Origin of the sequence: Desulfobotulus pelophilus (assembly GCF_026155325.1) — a bacterium.
GTDB classification, from domain to species: domain Bacteria; phylum Desulfobacterota; class Desulfobacteria; order Desulfobacterales; family ASO4-4; genus Desulfobotulus; species Desulfobotulus pelophilus.
This window is the reverse complement of record NZ_JAPFPW010000014.1, coordinates 72,920-93,583: the sequence shown is the minus strand read 5'-3', so window position 1 is coordinate 93,583 and position 20,664 is coordinate 72,920. Positions and strand designations below refer to the sequence as shown.

The following is a 20,664-nucleotide window of genomic DNA, read 5'->3' as shown; positions in this document are numbered from 1 at the left end:
GCCGGGCAAACACAAAAAAAAAGCCCCCTTTCGGGAGCTTTTTTTAAATTTTGGTGGGCCCACCTGGATTTGAACCAGGGACCGACCGGTTATGAGCCGGTGGCTCTGCCAGGCTGAGCTATAGGCCCAAAAAACCTTAACTTAATATCTTTTTGACATAAGCTTGTCAAGAGAAAGTCACATCACATCGTTCAGCAATAGGGATAAAATCAATATTCAATAAAACTTTTCAGCTTTTTACTGCGCGTTGGATGACGCAGCTTCCTCAAGGCTTTTGCCTCAATCTGACGAATTCGCTCACGGGTAACAGCAAAGTCCTTACCAACCTCTTCCAGAGTATGATCCGCTTTTTCTCCGATACCGAAACGCATACGCAAAACCTTCTCTTCCCTCGGCGTGAGCGTTGCCAGCACACGCCGCGTCTGCTCGGAAAGATTGAGATTGATCGCAGCATCGGAAGGAAGCATAAACTTCTTGTCTTCTATGAAGTCACCCAAATGACTATCTTCTTCTTCCCCGATGGGCGTCTCAAGGGAAATAGGTTCCCGCGCTATCTTCAGCACTCTGCGTACCTTATCGAGCGGAATTTCCATTTTTTCTGCAATTTCTTCAGGACTTGGTTCGCGGCCAAGTTCCTGAACAAGATAACGGGAGGTGCGAATCAGCTTATTAATGGTTTCAATCATGTGCACAGGAATACGAATAGTTCGTGCCTGATCTGCAATGGCACGGGTAATGGCCTGGCGTATCCACCATGTGGCATAGGTACTGAATTTATAACCCCTGCGGTACTCAAACTTATCAACGGCTTTCATCAGGCCAATATTGCCCTCCTGAATCAAATCCAGAAACTGCAATCCTCTGTTTGTATACTTTTTGGCAATACTCACCACCAACCGCAAATTGGCCCGAACAAGTTCGCTTTTTGCTTTCTTAGCACATTCCCTGCCCTCATCCACATTGGAAATAACCTTTTTCAAGGAACGAATGTTGGCCTTTAGGCTATATTCACGGGCCTCAATTTGTGCCTGAATACGGCGCAGATCAGAAAAAATATCTTTCAGCCTGTCCTGGTTATAGTCCGTCCGTTCTTCTGCCCACGCCAGAAATATGGATTCTTCCTGAAGCCGTATCCGAAAATCCGTAATGGTTGTATCAAAAGCCTCTGCCGCCTGCCCCATGAGCTTGTTCATCACTTCAAACCATGAGATATGGTGACGGATTTTTTTCTCTATACGATCCGTGACACTGCTCTCAAGCCGCCACTCCTTGATGCAGTCAAAAATTTTTTCATTACGTTTGGAAATAACTCTGCGATGCTTTCTTTTTTCCTCGTAATCCATATCCGGATCTGAAATTACTTCACGCAGGTCAGCATTTTCTGCATGAAGGATCTTGATTTCACGGATTACATCCAGAAACTCGCCTATCTGACGATTTTCATCAAGCAGGGTATCCCCTTCATCGATATCCCTTAGCACATGTTTAGGCCGCAGCTCTCCATTTTGTATACGGTCCGCCAGACTGATGAGGGTATCTACAGCCACCGTCATTTCCAGCATTGCCTTGAGAATCTCCTGCTCACCCTGTTCAATTTTTTTGGCAATTTCAATTTCCCCTTCTCTACTGAGAAGGGTCACCATACCCATTTCCCGAAGGTACATTTTCACAGGGTCCGTAACAGAACCAAAATCCACCTCAGACTCATCGCTTGAGGCAAACTTGGGAATTTCTTTCTTTTCCTCTTCTTCAGCCTCTTCGAGATCTTCTTCTTCCTCCAGATCAGGACGATCAAGAAAATCCTCTGCATTTTCTGAATCTTCATTTATTTTAGAAATCTTTTTTACGGGGAGATCCGATGCTTTCATTATTTTGACGCCCATTTCCCCAAGCGTCACAAAAACAGCATCCATCTGTTCGGCCGTAACCGTATCCGATAAGACCTCATATACTTCATCATAGCTGAGGTATCCGCGCATTTTTCCCATCTCAAGAAGAGACTTGAGCTCTTTTTTCTGTGCAGCACGCGCCTTTTTATCGCCAGCGGACGGTTGGGTCATTGGGTATGCCTCCTAGGTGTTACTACACGGGTCAGCCCGAGCTTTGCCGCTTCCCGGGCCTGCTGTTGTTTCTGTTCAAGCAAGGCCATTAATCGGGTCTGATCCCTGCCCGCTTCTGCGGCCTTAATACGGTTCATAAGGCCGGAACCTCTGTGCGCCTGCTGCTGCAAACGCTGAAACTGTGAAATAAGGGTATCCGCGTTATCAAGAGTCCAGGCAGAACTCTGAAAACGAATTCGGGCCAGACACTTCTGCACTTCCGTATCCCTAAGCATTTCGGCATCCGCCAAGCCATAGTCATCATCCTTACTGTCAAGGAGACAGGAAGCCATACGCTTCAATACAGGGTCTGAAAAAAAATCCAGCGGGTGTAAAGCAGCCAATCGCTCCCTTGCCTCCGGGACCGACAGCATGAGAGATACCAAAGCCTCCTCCATGGGTAAATGCTCCGAAACAACTGCCAACCGATCCGGAGCACCTCCTGAAACCGCCCTGGGCAGCCCCGTTTTTCCCAAACGTTCCCTGACTGCCCTCTCCTCCATATCAAGACCATCAGCCAACTCCCGCAGGTACAGATCTCGGACAACTGGATCTGCAACATTATCGAGAATCGGGAGAAGAAAATCCAAAGAACGCATACGCCCTGCCGGGTCCCTGCCCCAGCGCCGGAGGGAAGAATGGACCAAGAAAGAAAAAAGGGGCTCAGACTTTGCACCCTCCTCTAAAAACACATCTCTTCCATAACGGCGTACAAAAGTGTCTGGATCCTCTCCTGTGGGGAGGAGCAGAACCCTTGCATCCACGGCCTGAGACAGAATAACCGGAGCCGCACGTTCAGCAGCTTTCAGGCCTGCGGCATCTCCGTCAAAAACAAGCACAAGGCAATCCGCATACCCTCTCAACAACTGAACCTGTTCCCGGGTCAAAGCCGTACCCAGTCCAGCAACGGTTTCCGGAATACCATGCTGATGAAGGCTGATGACATCAAAATAACCTTCCACCACATAGACAGTCCGTTTTTTCCGAATTTCATGGCGGGCCTGATAAAGACCGTAAAGAGACCTGGCCTTGTGATATACTATGGTTTCAGGAGAGTTCATATATTTGGGGTTACCATCCCCCAGAACCCTGCCACCAAATCCGATTATGCGTCCCTGAATATCCTGTATCGGAAACATTATCCGGTTACGAAACCGATCATAGGCACGATTCTGTTGACTCCTGACCACCAGCCCTGCCTTTTCCATCAGATCGCTACCAACACCTTTTTTTGCAAGATAGTCTCTGAGATACGACCATCCATCGGGGATAAAACCAAGTTCAAAAAATTCTGCAAAAGAATCCGCTATCCCCCGCTCTTTCAAATACTCTCTGGCTGCATTACCAAGGGAGCTTTTCATCAGGCCGTGTCGGAAAGCGGACTGAGCAAGTCGGTTTACGTCAAGAACAGCTTGTCTTTCACCTGTATAAGTGTCGTTATCTCCACCGGAAGAAAGAGGAATACCAAAACGTTCGGCAAGATTTTTTACGGCATCGGGGAAAGAAAGGCCTTCACTCTGCATAACAAAAGAAAACACATCCCCTCCTGCACCACAGCCAAAGCAATGATACATCTGCCTTTCAGGATCCACTGAAAAAGAGGGTGATTTTTCTGTATGAAAAGGACAGAGGCCAGACAGACGTCGGCCAGTGCGTTTCAAAGTTACACGATCGGAAACCACCTGAACAATATCTGCGACATTCCGAAGCGTTTCAATGGTTTCATCCGTTATCCTTGCACCCAAGGCGGCCCTCTTCTGTCTACACGTCAAAAGCCTCACGGTACCCAACGAACGCAAACTACCCCTTTTAAAAAAAAGGGTGACAACCTGCAGAAGTTAACCCGTTTTGTACTCCTGTCAAGAAAAAGTGAGGATATTTTTTTCACACATCAGCCCAAAGGGGCATGGAGCCCCTTTTCAGCCCATTGCATACAACGGCTGTAGGAGGTTATCACCTAGAAGAAAAGAGCTGATTCGCCTGGAGTATGGAAAGAGTTCCCTCATAAAGGGCACGCCCACTGATGACCCCTGTTACCCCAGAGGCTTCCAATGGAAGGAGGGCCTCCAGATCTCTGATAGTCGAAACACCACCGGAAGCAATCACAGGAATGGATACGGCTTCTGCCAGCGCGCGTGTTTCTTCTATATTTACCCCACCATGGGTCCCATCTCTTCCGATATCCGTAAAGATAATAGCTGCTACCCCCACTCCTTCAAAGCGCTTTGCGAGCTCAACTGACGCCGTTTCTGTGGTTTCCGTCCAGCCATCCACAGCAACCCGGCCTCCCCGTGCATCAATACCAACCACTATGCGACCTGGCCAGCGCTCACATGCGGAACAGACAAGCTCCGGATCCCGAAGGGCTGCTGTTCCCAATATTATACGTTCCACACCGATAGAGAGATAATGGGAAATGGTCTCCATGGAACGGATTCCTCCGCCGACCTGCACCGGAACAGTAACCGCAGCAAGAATCTCTTCAATGAGTGAAAGATTTCTGGGTTTTTGCTCAACGGCCCCATCCAGATCCACCAGGTGAATCAGTCTGGCACCTTCCGCTTCCCACTGAGCGGCCTGTGAGACTGGATCATGGGAAAAGACAGTTTCAGCATCCATACGCCCCTGGAAGAGACGCACACAACGACCATTTTTAATATCTACAGCGGGAATGAGTATCATGTAATGCCTTTCTTAAAAAAGCCCCCCACAATTCTGTTCCTACAGGATGCCCTTGGTGGAGGGAACTCCCGTAACCCTCGGATCCAGAGACACCGCCTTATCCAGCGCTCTTCCAAGGGCTTTGAACATGGCCTCCACAATATGGTGACTGTTTTCACCATAGGGAACATCAACATGCAGGGTAATCCCCGCCTTTACTGAAAAAGCCCTTAAAAATTCTTTTGCCAGATAAGGATCAAAGGGCCCCGGACAACGGATGGGATCCGGCAGAAAACAAACGAGAAAAGGCCTGTTTGACAGATCCAGAGACACTCTGCAAAGGGTCTCATCCATGGGAACAACAGCATCTCCATACCGCGCAAGCCCCTTGCGGGCACCCAAAGCCTCCGCAAGAGCATCACCAAGGACAATGCCGACATCCTCCACGGTATGATGCCAGTCAATATCGATATCCCCCCTGCAGTCCACCTCAAGATCAAAACACCCATGTGCCGCAAACAGGGTCAGCATATGGTCAAAAAAAGGAACCCCCGTATCTATTCGGGACTGTCCTCTGCCATCCAGATTCCATGAAACGCGAATATCCGTTTCACCCGTTTTTCTTTCTATAAAAGCCTTTCGATCCATACCCCCCCCAAAAGCTATTTCAAAACTTTTTTAATTAGCAAAATACCCCCTTATGGTCAATGACGTTTCCAACATCTTCCGTCTTCTTCTGGCTTAGCAGAGACTATGAAATATATTCTCCTTTTTCTAACCACCCAAATGGACTCTCTGACCATCCAGCCAACGGGTACCATGCGTGAAATGCCCAACTCATCCAAAAGGAAGAAGGCCTGCGTTTTCTCCACAAAAAAACAACTACTCGCATCTTGGCGATTTACAGAAATCAAAAAAAGCCTTATGATTTTATGCAGATTTGCTCTGCAGCCATGCTGCGCCCTGTACGTAAGCTGAGCCCCATTATCCGGAGACGGTCATGAATATTCAAACCGCCATCCATATACAGCCGGGTTCACACGGTGGCCCCCGCATTGAAAAAGCTGCCACAACAGGCCGCACTCAACCAGCTGCGCCCGTCGCCTCTCCTGAAAATACCGGCCGAACCGGAAAAAATGAAGAAACGGCAGGTTCATTAACTGGCTTATCCAAACTGACTCCCTCCCAGTTACGCATGGTATCGGAACTGAAAACCCGTGATCAGGAAGTCCGTACCCATGAACAAGCCCATATAAGCGCAGGTGGAGGGCATGTAAATGGCGGCATCCGCTACATATATCAGAAGGGTCCGGATGGGAAAATGTATGCCATTGGAGGAGAGGTGTCCATTGATGTCTCTCCGATTCCTGGCGATCCGGAAGCCACCGCCAGGAAAATGGAACAGGTCCGCCGTGCAGCCATGGCTCCTTCCGACCCATCCCCCCAGGACCGCAGTGTAGCCGCCCGAGCCACAATGATACGCAGCGCTGCCCTTCAGGACCTTGCCCTGATACAGCTACAGCAACAAAAGGATAAAACAGCGAACACCCGTTCAAACTCAAAAGCTGCCTATGAAAACCCAGAGCCTCTTTCCGGTCAACTTATCCGTGTACAGGCATGATTGGCACATCGCTCACCATAGCTTCCTGAATAGCCGACAAGCGTACATCCAGCTCCCTGCTTTTTTCTATCAGACCAGCAATCAGCACAAGCCTTTCCTCCTGACTCGCACCCCTACGCGCTGCTGTCTGGTCCAGAATATCCATCTCACCCACGCACGTACTGAAACGGGCTTCCAGATCTGCCTGAAGAGCTCCGGCAAGAGCCGAAGACAACCGCAAAACATATTGAAATTTAAGATTTTCACGATAATCCACCATATGCTGAACAATCTGCCTGTCTGCCTCTTTACGAATTTTTTTCAAACTGTTAGCAAGTACCTTCAAACCCTCTTTTCCCGTTACTCCTTCTTTTGCTGCATCCCTGTCTTTTGAAAAAACGATGGAAAGCCAACGCCTCAACCGTTGAAACCCGAAAGCCATATGTCCCTCCGTCCGCACACGGGCACTGTATCGCGTAACGGCTCGGGCAGGGGGAAGGCGCAAGCCCATTCGCTCAGCCAGACTTCTCGGATCAAGTACAATACTCGGTGTCTTCGCAGAAGAAGGAATATCAAGGGGAACCCCCATACCTCGCAATCCAGCACAATACTCTTCCAAGATATCGTTCACCATGGATACGTAAGGCCTTGCAACCTCAGTATAATATTCCTGCATTCTGACTTCCATCTCCCGAACAGAACGGACAATTTCCGGATTAACCCGATCGGTCATATAGGTATCCAGCGCTTGCCGGAAGTCCTGAAAAGCATGATAAAGGGCCAGAGAAAAGCCCGAACTGTCAAGAATTCCAGCATAATTGCCCATATCCGGCCGGTAGTCTCGAATAAAACTGAGAATACCGGGAATCACCTCACCCGAAGCGCTATCAAAAAACCGATCGAGACTGGTTTTCAACTCCCTTTCAAGGCTCGCACTGGCTCCATCCAGCGTGCTCCGGATCAACCCCTGAACCTGAGCTACCCTCCGATGCCTTCCCCTGACCTCCTCAAGAATCCGGGCAGCCTTTTCCTGGTCTCCTCCAAGAAGGTCGCAATCCACAAGACATCGATTAATAAGGGATGCTGTAATCTGACGTAAACGTGCCGCCTGGTTCATCAGGAGCAACTGCGCCCTCTCATGGGTCATTCGGGCACTCAGTGATGCGTTGAAATGTTCAAAGGCCCTGATACTTTCCTTGACCATGGATGGATCCGCCTCCCACTGCGCAAGACGAAGACGTTCTTTTTCCGGAAGCTCACCCTGCCCTTCCAGTGTTTTAAGAAGTCGGTAGAGGGCAGAAAAAACATTCAGGTGAACACCCGGGCACAGGAACCCGAGTTCAGAAGATACCTTTTCCACCACTCGCAGTACGTCCTCTTCATCCGCATGTTCGCCAAAATCCGTATTCAAAACAAAAACAACTGAATCCAGTATTCCCATTCTGCGGATCATATTCAAAAAACGCAAATCTGCCTGACGTAACCCTGTCCGGCTGCTGATTACGTATAAAACCAGATGGGCCTGAAAAAGATAATCCTGAACCTGAGCAATGTGAAGCGGATTGGGCGCATCGCTTCCCTGACAGTCGGCAAGCTCAATGCCATCTGGCATACTCAGATCATCAACTGTAATAAGAATGTCCCGCACATAGGCTGCCAGTACCTCATCGGCAACAAACATCTGATAATCTGAAAAGCAGCTTTCCTCAAAAACAGCAGCAGGGGTGTCGGTCGTGATAAAGGCTTTGACGGAATCATATCCTTCCAGATAGGAAGACAGATAAACGCTGTGAATATTCCTCGCGTCTTCCGTTACCAGCTGATCCGTTCCCAATGTCTGCAGGGCCACCCGAAGATCTTCCCTGTCCCTGTCCCTGCGGATATCAAACCGGGCTTCCACCTGACGCCAGCCGGAAGCGGGGAAAAGAGCCAGCGACCCTTCAATATCTGCATTAACTTCATCCCAGCCCTTGAACCGTACCTCAGCACGGAGTTTTTCACCACGGCGGACCCTCGTCACAATGGAAGTGACAACTCCAGCACCCCGTTTCAGGATGTCGCCGCCCAGCCACGCATTGACCAGTGTGCTTTTCCCCGACTTGATGGTACCCACAACAGCGACCTTCAGAGTTTCTTCCCGGAACTGTCTCATAATCTCTTTTGTATCCCGTTGCCAGGATGGCCCACTTCCGGAATGGATATCATCATTTTCTTCATACTCAACAGCCAGATCAAGCAGATCTTTCGCAAGGACTCCAAGCCCATCCTTCCAGATGCGATATTTCTCCATTATGCAATACGCCTCAACCTTCTTGCTGATTCAATCCAGACCCGGCAGACAACTACAATCCGGAGGCCTATCAGGCGTTTCCGCCCTCCGCCGCCAGGAACTCAGGCCGAATCCCCATTTTTTGAAGAACCGTATCCCAGCAACTATCCGCAGACAGGGAAAGCAGCAGGTCTGCGGATACAGTATGCACAAGCCATGCATTCTCGCATATTTCATTTTCAAGCTGCCCCGGACTCCAGCCGGAACAACCCAGCATCATTTTATAGGAAGCAGGCCCCCTGTCTGCAGCAATGGCTTCTACTATATCACGTGAAAAACTCAAACCTATATACGGCGTAATGGGAAGGCAGCTTTTCCAGTCAAAGGGTGGGCCATGCAAAACAAAAAGACCATCTTCCCGCACAGGACCACCACAGAAAACCGGTCGACTCTGGTTACACTTGCTGCAGGCCATACCAATGGAACGGAACACATCCGCTTCCGAAATGTCTGAAAGAGAATTATTCACAACCACTCCGAAGCTCCCTCCTGCATCATGGATGGCCATACACACAACAGACCTGAAAAACCAAGGATCTTCAAGCCTTGGCATGGCAACCAGAGATTTTCCCACAAAAGGATTGCTCATAAGGTTTTCCCGTCTTTGATTCGCTGCAAAAACTATAAAACAAAACAGATATCAAATGTGAAAGCGCTGTACAAGAGACTGCACTTCCAACAGCTGCTTGCGCATGGCATCGGCTTCTGCCTTCAGAGATCGGCCGCTTTGTACCACGTCGTCCGTAGATCTGTGGACAGCAGCAATGTCTTTTGCAATTTCTGAGGCAGCAATAGAAGCCTCTGAAACATTATGATTCATTTCCTGTATGCCTTGGGAAGCCTGCAGTACATTGTCAGCTATTTCATGAGTGGTTTTGCTCTGCTGCTCCACAGCCGTGGCAATGGAAACCACAATAGAATTAACATCCTGAATAACCGATAAAATTTTGGCAATACGATCCACGGTTGCAGAGGTGGAATCCTGAATGCCATGGATTTTTTCTCGTATTTCTTCCGTTGCCCTTCCGGTTTGTCTTGCCAATTCTTTGATCTCGTTGGCCACAACAGCAAAACCTTTGCCGGCCTCTCCCGCCCTTGCCGCTTCTATGGTCGCATTCAGGGCCAGAAGATTGGTCTGGTCAGAAATCGTATTGATGGCTTCTGTTACCTGGCCCACTTCCCTGGCCGCATTCCCAAGGGTCTCCATGTGCAGAGATACTTCTTCGGCCTGCACCACTGCATCCTCCGTAATGGCGCGTGCATGTTCAGAATTTTTGGCTATGGCGTGGATGGTTTCCGTCATCTGTTCCGCTGCGGAAGCAACCATGGAAACATTGGTTGTGGTCTGTTCCACTGCCGCAGCCACAGAATTCATGTTGCTGCTCATTTCTTCACTGGCAGCGGCCACGGAATTGGCCCTCGCAGCATTTTCTTCCGCATTGTCATTCAAGATCTCTGAAATGCGGCCCAGTCCCTCCATGGTGGTCTTCAGCCCGACTCCAGCAGTTCCAATACCACCCAGCATGGATCGCAGTTCAGCAGACATATTGTTCATTGCCGTAATCATTCGTCCAAACTCATCTCCCGAAACATACTTCACCTGAGACGTCAGATCTCCAGATGCCACTGCCTGAAGCATGGACTCAGAAAGAAAAAGAGGGCGCAGTACGTTTCGGCGAATCTGCCACCATCCAAACCCGATAACCACAGAAAGAATTACCAGTACCCAGAGGGCCACCGAAACCCTGGCACGAAAAACAGCCTCATGAACCGCATCAAGGGAAGAAATAATTTCAAAGGCTCCATGTACCTCGCCAACCTTCCACCCCTCCCGCACTCCCCCAACAGGATCTCTGGAGCCTTTCGGATCCCCATGACAGAGCATGCACTCCTGGGTCAGGGTTATGGCTTTAAAATACCGGACCTGATCTTTCTCAAAAATAATCTTTTCTTCAATTTTTCCTTCCGCCAGTTCCCTCAGAACTGCCAGTTCTACGGCATTCGGGGTATTGGCAGGATTTCTGGGACTGATCTTGGGAGCACGGAAACGATAGCCTGCTTTTTCCGCATTGATGGCCGCCATGTTCAGCGCCGTAATTACCGGCACAGCCTCCATAATCTGCCTGTCATCCAGATCTTTGTAGGGACGCATGACGTCCATTTCCAGCTTTTTAGCCATTTCGTTCCGTGCAGCTTCAGCCATAAGCACAATGGCCCTGCTTTTTTCGAGTATTCCTTCGTAGGCTCCCCTGCGGATATCCCCCACTCTCATAATGGCTAAAATCAGCGCAACAACCAGAGGTCCTGAAGCGACAACGGCAAGAATTTTCCAGCGTACACTCATATTTTTCAGGTTCATCAGAAAACTCCTCGGGCAAGGGCAAGGGCATGCGTACAGTTCGGTATCCTAAACGACATCGACTATTTTATACGCCAAACACCACAGCTTGCAAAGGATGAAAGCAAAAAAGCCGGCTAGAGAGGCTCTTTCAAAAAAGAGACCTCACCGCAGCCCGATGCCTGCCAGAATCAGACAAAAGCAATACGGCATGAATGCCTTTATGAGCAACATCCACGATGAATACAGACCACATACCAGACTTGACAAGGATTGTTACAGATGTTTTCTATAGGGTGCCTGTATCAACCGCACCTCCCCTTTTCCGGAAAAAACATCATGCCTGTTTTTGAGTATACCGCACTCACCCCCAAAGGAAAACGATGCAAAGGTGTCATTGATGCTGACAGCATGCAGATGGCACGGAACCGACTACGGGATCAGAATCTGTATCCCACACTGATGCAGGAAGTTCGCAGCCGGGCACACGAAAAAAAACGACTTCTGAACACGTTGGGATCTAAACGCTTACGGCCCAAAGATGTAAGCCTCATTACAAGGCAGCTGGCAACCCTCACCGGTGCCGGGTTCCCTCTGGTCAGTGCCCTGGGATCCGTGATTGCCCAGACGCGGTCCACTCCTGTACGACGGGCCTTGTCCAGAATCAAAGACTCCGTTGAGGGTGGTGCTGGATTTGCGGACGCCCTTGCCGCAGAAGCAGGAAGTTTCTCACCCATTTATGTCAATATGGTCCGCTCAGGAGAAAGCTCCGGGACACTGGAACTGGTTCTCGAACGGCTTGCAGATCTTCTTGAAAATCAGGAGGCCCTTAAATCAAAAATCCAGTCAGCCCTTGCCTATCCGGTTATCATGGCACTTTTCGGGGGGCTGGTTCTTTTTGCCCTTATGACCTTCATTGTCCCGGGCCTTGTGGCTATTTTTGCCGATATGCAGCAGGAACTGCCCATGCCAACCCGGATTCTCCTGCATATCAGCGGATTTCTCAAGGCAACATGGTGGATCCTGCTCCCGGCTATGGCAGCACTGCCCTTTGGCTTCAGGATGGCCCGAGCGTCAATCCGCTTTGGAACCCGGATAGATGCCGTACTGCTCCGACTCCCCATAGCAGGAAATCTTACAACAAAACTGGCTGTATCCCGATGCTGCAGAACCCTTGCATCACTTCTGGCCAACGGAGTCCCTATTTTAACGGCTCTGGGGATTGTTGAGAATGTTGTGGGCAACAAGGTGCTGGCAGCTACAATTTCCAAAGCAGTAAAGGCTGTGGAACGGGGGGAAGGGCTGGCATCATCCCTTGCGGCGGGCAGCGGCTTTCCGGACATGGCCCTCCAGATGATTCAGATAGGTGAACGCAGCGGCAATCTTGAGGCAATGCTGGAAAAGGTTGCCGATATTTATCAAAACGAAAGTCAGAATATGGTAACAGCCCTTACATCCATGCTGGAGCCTGTTGTCATTCTCATAATGGGGATCAGTGTAGGCCTCATTGTTCTTGCCATATGCCTGCCAATCTTTGAAATGAACCAGCTGATCCGCTGATACCATCTGCCGTTCAGGATACGGGGGATTCCCTGAGGGCTTTGAGCTTCCGACGCAGCACCCATATGGCAAAGGCTAGCAGACCAAGAACAGCTGCCACACACCCCACCCTGCCCAGATCCTTCTCCAGAATGGATTCTCCCAGAAGTACAAAAGCAGCTCCATACATCATGCTGATGGGAAAACTGATTAAAAAATAAGTCCGAAACGACACGCCGCTTAAAGCAATCAGATAGTTCTTGGCAAAGGCGGGAACTCCAGGGAGGAGTTTCGCCGTAACCGTAAAGACTACCGCCCGTCCATGGCGGACCTGGGGCAGGCGGTAGGAAGTCCGGGCAAGGACCCTCTCCAGCAGAGGACGCAGACCGCTCCTGCACACCCAGAAGGAAAGAACCAAATTGATTCCAAGACTTACAGCCGAACCCGTCAAGCCAGTCACCCAGCCAAAGGTCGCTCCTGCAAGTATATAAAACGGGGTTGTGGGAAAACCTGCAAGAGGCAAAAGGGCAAGGGCCATAAAAAACGGAACGGGACCGGCTTCCTCTTTCCATGCATGAAACAGCTCACCATCCCAGAAATTCCAGAGCCATAGGCAAAAAAAAACAAAGAGTGTTAAACCGGCAAATCGGCTGAAACGAATTATATTTTTTGTCAGTATCACCACGCTTCCTTTCATGGCCGGACAGCACAGAGACCAGCCTTCGTTGCACCAAATCTTACCGGTATCTCTCTCATCCCTCATCCGGGCAGAAAATCTGCAGACCGCCTCTGCCGCCCCGGTATTCACCTGCAGGCCCGTCAGCAAAAAGCCCTCTTTTCCATGGGCATCAGTCCTTTTTCGGCATAGAATGGACTTTCCCATCGCTCCAAAGCGTCAGGAACCGGCCTCTGGGCATGGCATTGCCTACTCTCACCATTTCTTTCTGGGAAGAATATCCCCGGAGACTTGACGATGGGCCAGCAGAAAGTATAAGAATCGGACTTATTGTCTTGCCAACCTATTTACGATGGAGGTTTACCATGAAATACCTGTTTTATGTCAGCCTTGTTGCATCCGCACTCATGTTTACCGCCTGTACCGCAGAAAAGACAACGCCGGAAAGCGCTGCCCGCAAGCATGTTGAGGGACAAATTATTCTTGATCAGGGTATTCAGACCAATACTTCCGGTCTTACCTTCACCATAGCTGAAACCATCGACAATACGGCCCTTGTGGATGTTTCAGGCACCATAGCCATTGAAGGCCAGGTTCAGGCCGTCAAAAATGATAAAGGCCAGTGGATAATCAAATAAGCATATCCGAAGAAGGCGACCTCAGCGAAGATCGCCTTCAATTCCCATCAAAACCATTACAATGGGTAATCCCTTTGCCCAAGGCTCAACCAGACTCCATCCGGCCCCCAGGACAACCTCACGGTTTCCCTGCTGCCGCCCTGGAGCTCAGCAAACTTTCCCCGCCATAATTTCAGGTCTGTATTTTCAAGGACCTGGCGGAGTATCTCCGCCCGCTCCACGATATTCTGATCCATCTTTCCCTTCAGGGCAAGAGACACAGCCCTTTCCTGCTGACGTTTAATTTCCGTCACTATGCAGTGCCGTGAAAGATCCAGATGCAGAACGCCCATAATCAGCTCCTTAGATTGAACCATTAGCGGACTAACCCAAATTCGTCATTCTTTTGAAAGCCCAATGAAATCAAATGAAGCAATTTTTTATGGGTACCACATATCCATTTTTCAGCCATTTACAGTAAGCCTTCAGAAGTGTGGTCACTATTTTGGCGAATTTGGCTAACCGAACAACAGGACAGCCATTCCGTGCCTGCCTCTTGCAAAACCGCCGGATCTGAACGAATTGACCGGCCCTCATGCTCCTGCTGTAAAAACAAGCCGCTCCATACCGCGGCAGTCCACATACAGCATCAGCATGCCCGGGCCAGAACCACAGCCCGCAGGGGCGCAGGCTCCCCCTCCACAGTCCGGAATCTGTTTTCCGGATCCAGAAAATCTTCCAGAGACTCATCAAAAGACCATGCTGTCCGGCGCTGCTCCTCCGTTCCGGTAAAATCGGCATCCACACAGCGAACATCAGAAAACCCCGCATGACCCAGCCACCGGGAAAGGCAGGAAACCGTTGGCAGATAATAAATACTGCGCATTTTGGCATAACGGCCAAGGGGAGTGAGAGACACAGGCTCATCTCCTTCAATAATCATGGTTTCCAAAACAAGGTCCGATCCTTTTTTCATGCGGGCCCGCACATCCTGCAGAAACGTCACTGGAGACTTTCTATGATAAAGAACTCCCATACAGAAAACCACGTCAAAAAAAGGCCCCATATCCGGAAGTGCCTCAAAAACCGATGGGAACATAAAAAGATCCGGATGCCGCGCATACTGCTGCACAAGCTGGAATTGATAATAGTAGGGCAGAAAAGGCTCCACTCCCAGAGCAAAAGCAGGCTTTTTTCCGGCCATACGAAAAAGATAGTACCCGTTGCTGGAACCGATATCCAATATGCGTCTTCCTTGCAGCTCAGGCATGAAGGGACATAACCTCTGCCATTTCATGGAAGAGACCCATTCCGTATCCACATCCACGCCGAAAAGGGAAAAAGGGCCTTTACGCCATGGTATCAGCCCCCTGAGAACATCATAAAAGTTCAGCGCCTGCTCCTTTGTGAAGTCCTCAGCCCTGCCAATACAGATGCAGTCTCTATCCAGTTCCACAATGGAGGGAATCACATCAGGAAGGGAATCAAAGGCCTCACGGAGCATCCTGGCCTGCAAATCAGACGATCCGAGACGGGCTTCGCAATCTGTCACAAGGCCAAGAAACCCCGAAGCGGCTTCCGTCAGCCCCAATCTGCCGGCTTCCAGCATCAGACGCCGCATACTTTGTCCTCCTTTACGGCCAGAAAACTGGTAAAATGAAACCATTTCAAATATATTTCCACCTTACGGAAGCCTGCCATTGCAAGGCGTTTCTGGTGGGCTTCCATGGTTTCCGGTACCAGCACATTTTCCAGAGCTTCCCGCTTGCGGCTGATTTCCAGAGAAGAATACCCATTGGCTGCTTTGAATTCATAGTAAAGTTCCTGCTGCATATCCGTAAGAAAAGTATTTTCATGTACCACCTTCTCGGTCAAAAGCAGTATACCACCCGGCACAAGGGCATCATAAATCCGGCAGACAAGTCCTTTTCTCATCGGAAGCGGAAGAAATTGCAGGGTAAGATTCATGACCACCACGGAAGCATTCTCCAATCGGCTTTCACAGATATCTTCACAGCAAAGCCGGATGCGCTCCCGGCCCTTCCGCACCGAAAGTCTCTTTTTATAAATTTCCAGCATGGGTTCGGAATTATCCAACGCAATCATCGAAAAATCCATATCCCCTGCCGCCTCAAGAAATCCGATCCCGAAATTTCCGTGGGAACATCCCAGATCGTACATCCGTGTTCCTGGCCTGTAAAATCTCTTTGCCAGGGTCATCTGTAATCCGAGGGTTTCACTGTACAAAGGAACAGACCTGTACAGCATGTCATCAAATACAGCTGCCACACTGGCATTAAACGAAAATGGGGCTGAATTCGCCTCATCTGATGTAAAAATTTTGTCCACCGGCATATCCAACCCCTCCTGCTCTGAACCCAAAAATCGCCATCTGTCTGTAAACGAAATTATATTTTACTGTCAACGCAGCCTTGTTCTGCATCCTGTTTTGAAGTATATTTTTACCGTAAAAACTGCTTCCTTGCGTAATTAAAAACCCTTACTCCTTGCCCTATGATCCTGTCGGTCATTTTTCAGACAGAAAGCCATACAACTCAATGCACGATCCTTTTTCAAGCCGAAACCGTTACCGCAGCACCATGGGCCATGCTGGCCTTGTCGGTTTCCGGCTGACCGAGCAGGAAACCGACCTGCATATTCAAGCAGTGTCAGATCTTTCCGTGGCAGCCCGGAAGACCCTCCTCAGACTGAGGCAGGAAATCCGGGAATACATAAGCTCTTATCCTGAATTTTCCACCAACCTCACACCATGGAACGAAAATCCTGGTACATCTACTCTGATCCAATCCATGGCTAACGCCTCCCGACTTGCAGAAGTGGGGCCCATGGCCTCCGTTGCAGGGGCCATTGCAGAAGCGGTGGGCAGAAAACTGCTCCGCCGATCCTCCCGTATTATTGTGGAAAACGGGGGAGACCTGTTTGCATGCAGCGACCTTCCTCTTACCATAGGACTTTATGCGGGAGACACACCTTTTTCCGGAAAAATTGCCATGCAGATCCCCCCTCCTGTTGATGGCATGGGCATCTGCACCTCATCCGGCACTCTGGGTCACTCCATCAGTTTCGGCAGGGCGGATGCCGCCGTGGTCATGGGTCCGGATACAGCCCTTGCCGATGCCCTTGCCACATCCATGGCCAATCAAATCCATAAACCAGAAGATATTGACACTCTCATCAAAAAAGCAGCCGAAAGACAGGGTATCACAGCCATGGTTCTCGTGAAGGGAGACCGTCTTGCGGCCTATGGCAAAGTGAAACTGCTTCGCATGGGAAGCTGAAACTGCCTTTGGTTACGGAAATAAAATAAAAAAGAGGTTGAACTTCAGCAGTAAAAAACGTATCAAAATTATTTATTGCCTCATTTCAGGGAGGTAAAATTCCCTTCTGGCATGCCTCCAGCTGTAAAATGTATGCAATCCATTCTCTGATGTTTATTCATCCATACTGCTTTCATTGCGGGAGAAGGACACCCATGACACGAATGAAGCTGATTCTTACCTTACTTGTTCTTGGATTCATCGGCCTGCTTTTTTATCAGAATCAGGGGTACCTTCTTCAGACCTATACGTTCTCTCTGAATTTTCACTTTTTTGGCTATAGTTTTCCTGATGCACCCACAGGAATTTATTTTGCCATTTGCTTTGCCGCAGGCTTTCTCATCATGTTCTTCAGCAGCCTCATGATCCGATTCCGTGCCGCAACCCGAATCCGCATGCTGAGAAATGAAAACCAGCAGCACCTGGAAACCATTGAAGCGCTTCAGGAGGAGCTGGCTGACAAAGCATATTCTGCTAAACGACAGGACAACCATGGAGAACATGACAGTTCTCCTGAAGACGCTCAGGATCAAAGGCTCTGATATTCTTTTCATCCAAAATTTTTTTCCGGCCCGGCGCCTGTTGCCCGGGCCGGATTTGTCTTGAAACAGAGGCCAGATCCATACAAACTTTTGTCACTGGAATCTGAAATCAAGCCCTGAATCTGTCCAAATACCAGCCCCGCCAAAAACAATATATCCTCCACGGAGTCCCATGAGTAATCCATCTGTCCCAACACCTATGATGATGCAGTACATGGACATTAAAGCCCGACATCCGGACTGTCTGCTATTTTATCGCATGGGTGATTTCTATGAAATGTTCTATGATGATGCGGAAACAGCATCAAAAGCACTGGATATTACCCTCACAACCCGCAACCGCAAAGATCCGGACGCCATACCCATGTGTGGTGTTCCCGTAAAATCTGCAGATATCTATATGGCAAAGCTTGTACAGAATAATTTCAAGGTGGCCATATGTGAACAACTCGAAGATCCTGCCACGGCAAAAGGCCTTGTGAAACGTGATGTTGTACGAATTCTCACACCGGGTATGCTGATTGAGGACCATCTTCTTAATGACAGAACCAATAATTTTATTGTTGCCATTGCTTTTCATGGAAAAACGTGGGGCCTTGCCTGTCTGGATCTGTCCACGGCGATTTTCCGCGTGACAGAAACCCGATCCAGAACCGCCGTAAGGGATGAACTCGCCCGCATACAGCCAAGGGAAATCCTCCTTCCCGAGGATTTTGACCATAATCCAGACAAACTATACTTTCAAAATATTTTCGACCGCTCCAGGGTTAGCCCCGTAGCGGGACCCTGCTTTCTTCCGGCAAGGGGCAGAGCCGTCCTTCTGGAACAGTTCCGCATTCGCAGTCTGGACAGTTATGGCATCCGGAGAGCGGGAGCCGGGGTTGGCGCGGCAGGCGCCCTCCTTCACTATGTACAGGAAACCCAGAAGCAGGACATTTCCCATATCAGGGGACTACAGCTCTATGCGCTGGATGGCATTCTCCTTCTGGACGATACCACATTCAGAAATCTCGAAATCACACAAAATCTCCGGGACAATACTTCCAAAGGCAGCCTGCTCCAAACACTGGATGCAACCGTAACTGCCATGGGTGCAAGAACCCTGCGTCACTGGCTTACCTATCCACTCATGGATATTCCAGCGATAGAAACCAGACATCATGCTCTGGGAATGGCCCTGGAACGACCTCTTGTCCGACGGCAGATCAGGGAAAAATTGCGACAGATCCACGATCTGGAAAGGATCAGCACCCGCATTGTCATGGGGCGCTGCCACCCAAGAGATCTGCTGGCACTAAAAAATTCCCTGCTGCTGTTGCCGGAAATTCTGTCATCTCTCGCAGACATGTCCTCTCCTCTTTTTACACTTCAAGGCAACCAGGAAGAACTGTTCACACTGGCCGTGCTGCTTGACAAGGCCATCCGGAATGATGCTCCCGTGCAGATGGATCAGGGAGGAGTCATCAAACCCGGTTTTCATGCAAAGCTCGACGAGCTGATTGCCATGGCAGCGGATGGTAAGAGTTATCTGGCCAGCCTGGAGGCCCGTGAACGCGATAAAACCGGTATCAGCACACTCAAAGTCAGGTTCAACAGAGTTTTCGGTTATTTTATAGAAGTATCCAAAGCACAGTCTAAGTCTGTTCCTCCGGAGTACGTCCGCAAACAGACCCTTGTCAATGCGGAACGCTACATAACCGATGAGCTGAAAAATTTTGAAGATAAGGTCCTCGGGGCCCAGGAAGAACAGATCCGTATGGAAACGGCCATTTTCGATGAAGTCCGACAGAAAGCCGCTTCCATGCACGCATCTATCAGCTCCGCAGCAGACTTTCTGGCCAAAGTTGATGTGCTGTTCGCCCTTGCCCAGCTGGCAGAAGAAAAAGCCTATGTTCGTCCTGAGATAACCACAGATGGCATTCTTGATATCAGAGACGGCCGCCATCCCGTTGTGGAGTACATGCTTACGGACAGCCGCTATGTCCCCAACTCCATTTACATGGATAACAAAGAATCTCAGGTGCTGATCATCACCGGCCCGAACATGGCAGGCAAATCTACTGTTCTGCGTCAGGTTGCCCTGATTGTTCTCATGGCCCAGACAGGAAGTTTTGTTCCGGCCTCATCCGCACGCATATCCGTTACAGACCGTATATTCACCAGGGTCGGTGCTTCGGACAACCTGGCTCAGGGCCAGTCCACGTTTATGGTGGAAATGGAAGAGGCTGCCAATATTCTGCACAATGCCACTGCGGACAGCCTCGTCATCATGGATGAAATAGGCCGTGGGACCAGCACCTTTGATGGCCTCAGCATTGCATGGGCTGTGGCTGAATATCTTCATGACTTCAAGCAAAAAGGCATCAAAACCCTTTTTGCAACCCACTATCATGAAATGATCCGCCTTGCCTCCAACCTTCCAAGGGTAAAAAATTTCAGTGTTGCCGTGCGTGAGTGGGACGATCACATCATTTTTCTTCATAAACTCACACCCGGTGGTGCCAACAGAAGTTATGGTATCCAGGTTGCAAAACTTGCCGGACTTCCGGATTCTGTGATACACCGTGCAGGAACACTGCTTGCCAGGGTTGAAGACGGACAGCCCCTGTGGGAAGAAAAAAGCAGCGAGGGTGGAGAAATGGATCCTGATCAACCACGCCAGCTCTCCCTTTTTCCCGGCCCGGAAAAAATTGTTCTCCAAATGCTGAAAGAAACGGATCCCAATACCATGACCCCTCTGGAAGCAATCAATTTTCTCTCTTCCATCAGAAATAAAATCATGGAAACGAATGCCTGACCAGAGAATGGAAATGACAAAACTGGAGTTCACAACCCTGTACAGTACATGTATCTTCTGCAGCAATTACCGGTCGCTGCAGCCCGCTGCACCTGGCCAGTCAGTTATCGAGTGAAGGAAACAAGAAC

Annotated in this window: 17 protein-coding genes and 1 tRNA gene; 6 read left to right on the top strand and 12 right to left on the bottom strand. The window is 49.6% G+C overall.

What is annotated here, in order from left to right; translation table 11 throughout:
- Positions 1–51: 51 nt before the first annotated feature.
- The 5 genes from OOT00_RS12100 to hisB form a co-directional block, all read right to left on the bottom strand.
- Positions 52–128 (bottom strand) — tRNA-Ile (locus OOT00_RS12100).
- 81 nt (positions 129–209) lie between these two features.
- Positions 210–2,060 carry an RNA polymerase sigma factor RpoD gene (rpoD, locus tag OOT00_RS12095; RefSeq protein WP_265425634.1) on the bottom strand — a complete coding sequence of 617 codons (1,851 nt, stop codon included), beginning with the start codon at positions 2,058–2,060 and terminating at the stop codon, positions 210–212.
- Complete coding sequence (dnaG, locus tag OOT00_RS12090) at positions 2,057–3,880, bottom strand: DNA primase (protein WP_265425636.1); 1,824 nt, start codon at positions 3,878–3,880, stop codon at positions 2,057–2,059. The genes rpoD and dnaG overlap by 4 nt, the downstream gene beginning before the upstream one ends.
- Before the next feature lie 172 nt (positions 3,881–4,052).
- Positions 4,053–4,781 carry a 1-(5-phosphoribosyl)-5-[(5-phosphoribosylamino)methylideneamino]imidazole-4-carboxamide isomerase gene (gene hisA, locus OOT00_RS12085; RefSeq protein WP_265425633.1) on the bottom strand — a complete coding sequence of 243 codons (729 nt, stop codon included), beginning with the start codon at positions 4,779–4,781 and terminating at the stop codon, positions 4,053–4,055.
- A 39-nt stretch (positions 4,782–4,820) separates the two neighbouring features.
- Complete coding sequence (hisB, locus tag OOT00_RS12080) at positions 4,821–5,408, bottom strand: imidazoleglycerol-phosphate dehydratase HisB (protein WP_265425632.1); 588 nt, start codon at positions 5,406–5,408, stop codon at positions 4,821–4,823.
- 352 nt (positions 5,409–5,760) lie between these two features.
- Between hisB and OOT00_RS12075 the strand changes: the two genes are divergently transcribed.
- Positions 5,761–6,381: a putative metalloprotease CJM1_0395 family protein gene (locus OOT00_RS12075; RefSeq protein WP_265425631.1), complete on the top strand. Its 621-nt coding sequence runs from the start codon at positions 5,761–5,763 to the stop codon at positions 6,379–6,381.
- Here the strand turns inward: OOT00_RS12075 and OOT00_RS12070 are convergent.
- From OOT00_RS12070 to OOT00_RS12060, 3 genes are all read right to left on the bottom strand, one after another.
- Positions 6,362–8,650 carry a dynamin family protein gene (locus OOT00_RS12070; protein ID WP_265425630.1) on the bottom strand — a complete coding sequence of 763 codons (2,289 nt, stop codon included), beginning with the start codon at positions 8,648–8,650 and terminating at the stop codon, positions 6,362–6,364. The genes OOT00_RS12075 and OOT00_RS12070 overlap by 20 nt on opposite strands.
- Before the next feature lie 70 nt (positions 8,651–8,720).
- Entirely contained in the window at positions 8,721–9,278 is a 558-nt protein-coding gene (locus tag OOT00_RS12065; RefSeq protein WP_265425629.1) for a YqgE/AlgH family protein, read from the bottom strand.
- A gap of 51 nt (positions 9,279–9,329) precedes the next feature.
- A complete protein-coding gene (locus OOT00_RS12060) occupies positions 9,330–11,048 on the bottom strand; it encodes a methyl-accepting chemotaxis protein (RefSeq protein ID WP_265425628.1) in 1,719 nt (572 codons plus the stop codon).
- A gap of 318 nt (positions 11,049–11,366) precedes the next feature.
- Here OOT00_RS12060 and gspF point away from each other — a divergent pair, with 318 nt between their 5' ends.
- On the top strand, positions 11,367–12,587 hold the full coding sequence (gspF, locus tag OOT00_RS12055) for a type II secretion system inner membrane protein GspF (RefSeq protein WP_265425627.1): 1,221 nt from the start codon (positions 11,367–11,369) through the stop codon (positions 12,585–12,587).
- A 13-nt stretch (positions 12,588–12,600) separates the two neighbouring features.
- On the opposite strand, the gene OOT00_RS12050 is transcribed toward gspF, so the two are convergent.
- Positions 12,601–13,248 carry a TVP38/TMEM64 family protein gene (locus OOT00_RS12050; RefSeq protein WP_265425626.1) on the bottom strand — a complete coding sequence of 216 codons (648 nt, stop codon included), beginning with the start codon at positions 13,246–13,248 and terminating at the stop codon, positions 12,601–12,603.
- Positions 13,249–13,607: 359 nt separating this feature from the next.
- Here OOT00_RS12050 and OOT00_RS12045 point away from each other — a divergent pair, with 359 nt between their 5' ends.
- Positions 13,608–13,880, top strand: coding sequence for a hypothetical protein (locus OOT00_RS12045; RefSeq protein ID WP_265425625.1), 273 nt, complete (start codon positions 13,608–13,610; stop codon positions 13,878–13,880).
- Positions 13,881–13,936: 56 nt separating this feature from the next.
- Here OOT00_RS12045 and OOT00_RS12040 read toward each other — a convergent pair whose 3' ends face one another.
- The 3 genes from OOT00_RS12040 to cmoA all read right to left on the bottom strand — a co-directional run bounded on the left by OOT00_RS12040 (position 13,937) and on the right by cmoA (position 16,214).
- Positions 13,937–14,212, bottom strand: coding sequence for a hypothetical protein (locus OOT00_RS12040; RefSeq protein ID WP_265425624.1), 276 nt, complete (start codon positions 14,210–14,212; stop codon positions 13,937–13,939).
- Positions 14,213–14,508: 296 nt separating this feature from the next.
- Positions 14,509–15,480 (bottom strand): tRNA 5-methoxyuridine(34)/uridine 5-oxyacetic acid(34) synthase CmoB, encoded by a 972-nt coding sequence (gene cmoB, locus OOT00_RS12035; protein WP_265425623.1) that lies wholly within the window; start codon positions 15,478–15,480, stop codon positions 14,509–14,511.
- The gene (cmoA, locus tag OOT00_RS12030; protein ID WP_265425622.1) at positions 15,468–16,214 is read right to left on the bottom strand and encodes a carboxy-S-adenosyl-L-methionine synthase CmoA; all 747 of its coding nucleotides are present in this window, start codon (positions 16,212–16,214) and stop codon (positions 15,468–15,470) included. The genes cmoB and cmoA overlap by 13 nt, the downstream gene beginning before the upstream one ends.
- A gap of 203 nt (positions 16,215–16,417) precedes the next feature.
- On the opposite strand from cmoA, the gene OOT00_RS12025 reads away from it, so the two are divergent.
- The 3 genes from OOT00_RS12025 (at position 16,418) to mutS (ending at position 20,536) form a co-directional block, all read left to right on the top strand.
- On the top strand, positions 16,418–17,158 hold the full coding sequence (locus OOT00_RS12025; protein ID WP_265425621.1) for a UPF0280 family protein: 741 nt from the start codon (positions 16,418–16,420) through the stop codon (positions 17,156–17,158).
- Positions 17,159–17,352: 194 nt separating this feature from the next.
- Entirely contained in the window at positions 17,353–17,739 is a 387-nt protein-coding gene (locus tag OOT00_RS12020) for a LapA family protein (RefSeq protein WP_265425620.1), read from the top strand.
- 172 nt (positions 17,740–17,911) lie between these two features.
- Positions 17,912–20,536, top strand: a complete 2,625-nt coding sequence (mutS, locus tag OOT00_RS12015) for a DNA mismatch repair protein MutS (RefSeq protein WP_265425619.1) — start codon at positions 17,912–17,914, stop codon at positions 20,534–20,536.
- Positions 20,537–20,664: the final 128 nt, after the last annotated feature.

Bases quoted from the DNA above. Each gene is read 5' to 3' on its own strand.
- rpoD (WP_265425634.1), bottom strand. From the start codon at position 2,060: ATGACCCAACCGTCCGCTGGCGATAAAAAGGCGCGTGCTGCACAGAAA.
- hisA (WP_265425633.1), bottom strand. From the start codon at position 4,781: ATGATACTCATTCCCGCTGTAGATATTAAAAATGGTCGTTGTGTGCGT.
- hisB (WP_265425632.1), bottom strand. From the start codon at position 5,408: ATGGATCGAAAGGCTTTTATAGAAAGAAAAACGGGTGAAACGGATATT.
- OOT00_RS12075 (WP_265425631.1), top strand. From the start codon at position 5,761: ATGAATATTCAAACCGCCATCCATATACAGCCGGGTTCACACGGTGGC.
- OOT00_RS12070 (WP_265425630.1), bottom strand. From the start codon at position 8,650: ATGGAGAAATATCGCATCTGGAAGGATGGGCTTGGAGTCCTTGCGAAA.
- OOT00_RS12065 (WP_265425629.1), bottom strand. From the start codon at position 9,278: ATGAGCAATCCTTTTGTGGGAAAATCTCTGGTTGCCATGCCAAGGCTT.
- OOT00_RS12060 (WP_265425628.1), bottom strand. From the start codon at position 11,048: ATGAACCTGAAAAATATGAGTGTACGCTGGAAAATTCTTGCCGTTGTC.
- gspF (WP_265425627.1), top strand. From the start codon at position 11,367: ATGCCTGTTTTTGAGTATACCGCACTCACCCCCAAAGGAAAACGATGC.
- OOT00_RS12045 (WP_265425625.1), top strand. From the start codon at position 13,608: ATGAAATACCTGTTTTATGTCAGCCTTGTTGCATCCGCACTCATGTTT.
- OOT00_RS12040 (WP_265425624.1), bottom strand. From the start codon at position 14,212: ATGGGCGTTCTGCATCTGGATCTTTCACGGCACTGCATAGTGACGGAA.
- cmoB (WP_265425623.1), bottom strand. From the start codon at position 15,480: ATGCGGCGTCTGATGCTGGAAGCCGGCAGATTGGGGCTGACGGAAGCC.
- cmoA (WP_265425622.1), bottom strand. From the start codon at position 16,214: ATGCCGGTGGACAAAATTTTTACATCAGATGAGGCGAATTCAGCCCCA.
- OOT00_RS12025 (WP_265425621.1), top strand. From the start codon at position 16,418: ATGCACGATCCTTTTTCAAGCCGAAACCGTTACCGCAGCACCATGGGC.
- OOT00_RS12020 (WP_265425620.1), top strand. From the start codon at position 17,353: ATGACACGAATGAAGCTGATTCTTACCTTACTTGTTCTTGGATTCATC.
- mutS (WP_265425619.1), top strand. From the start codon at position 17,912: ATGAGTAATCCATCTGTCCCAACACCTATGATGATGCAGTACATGGAC.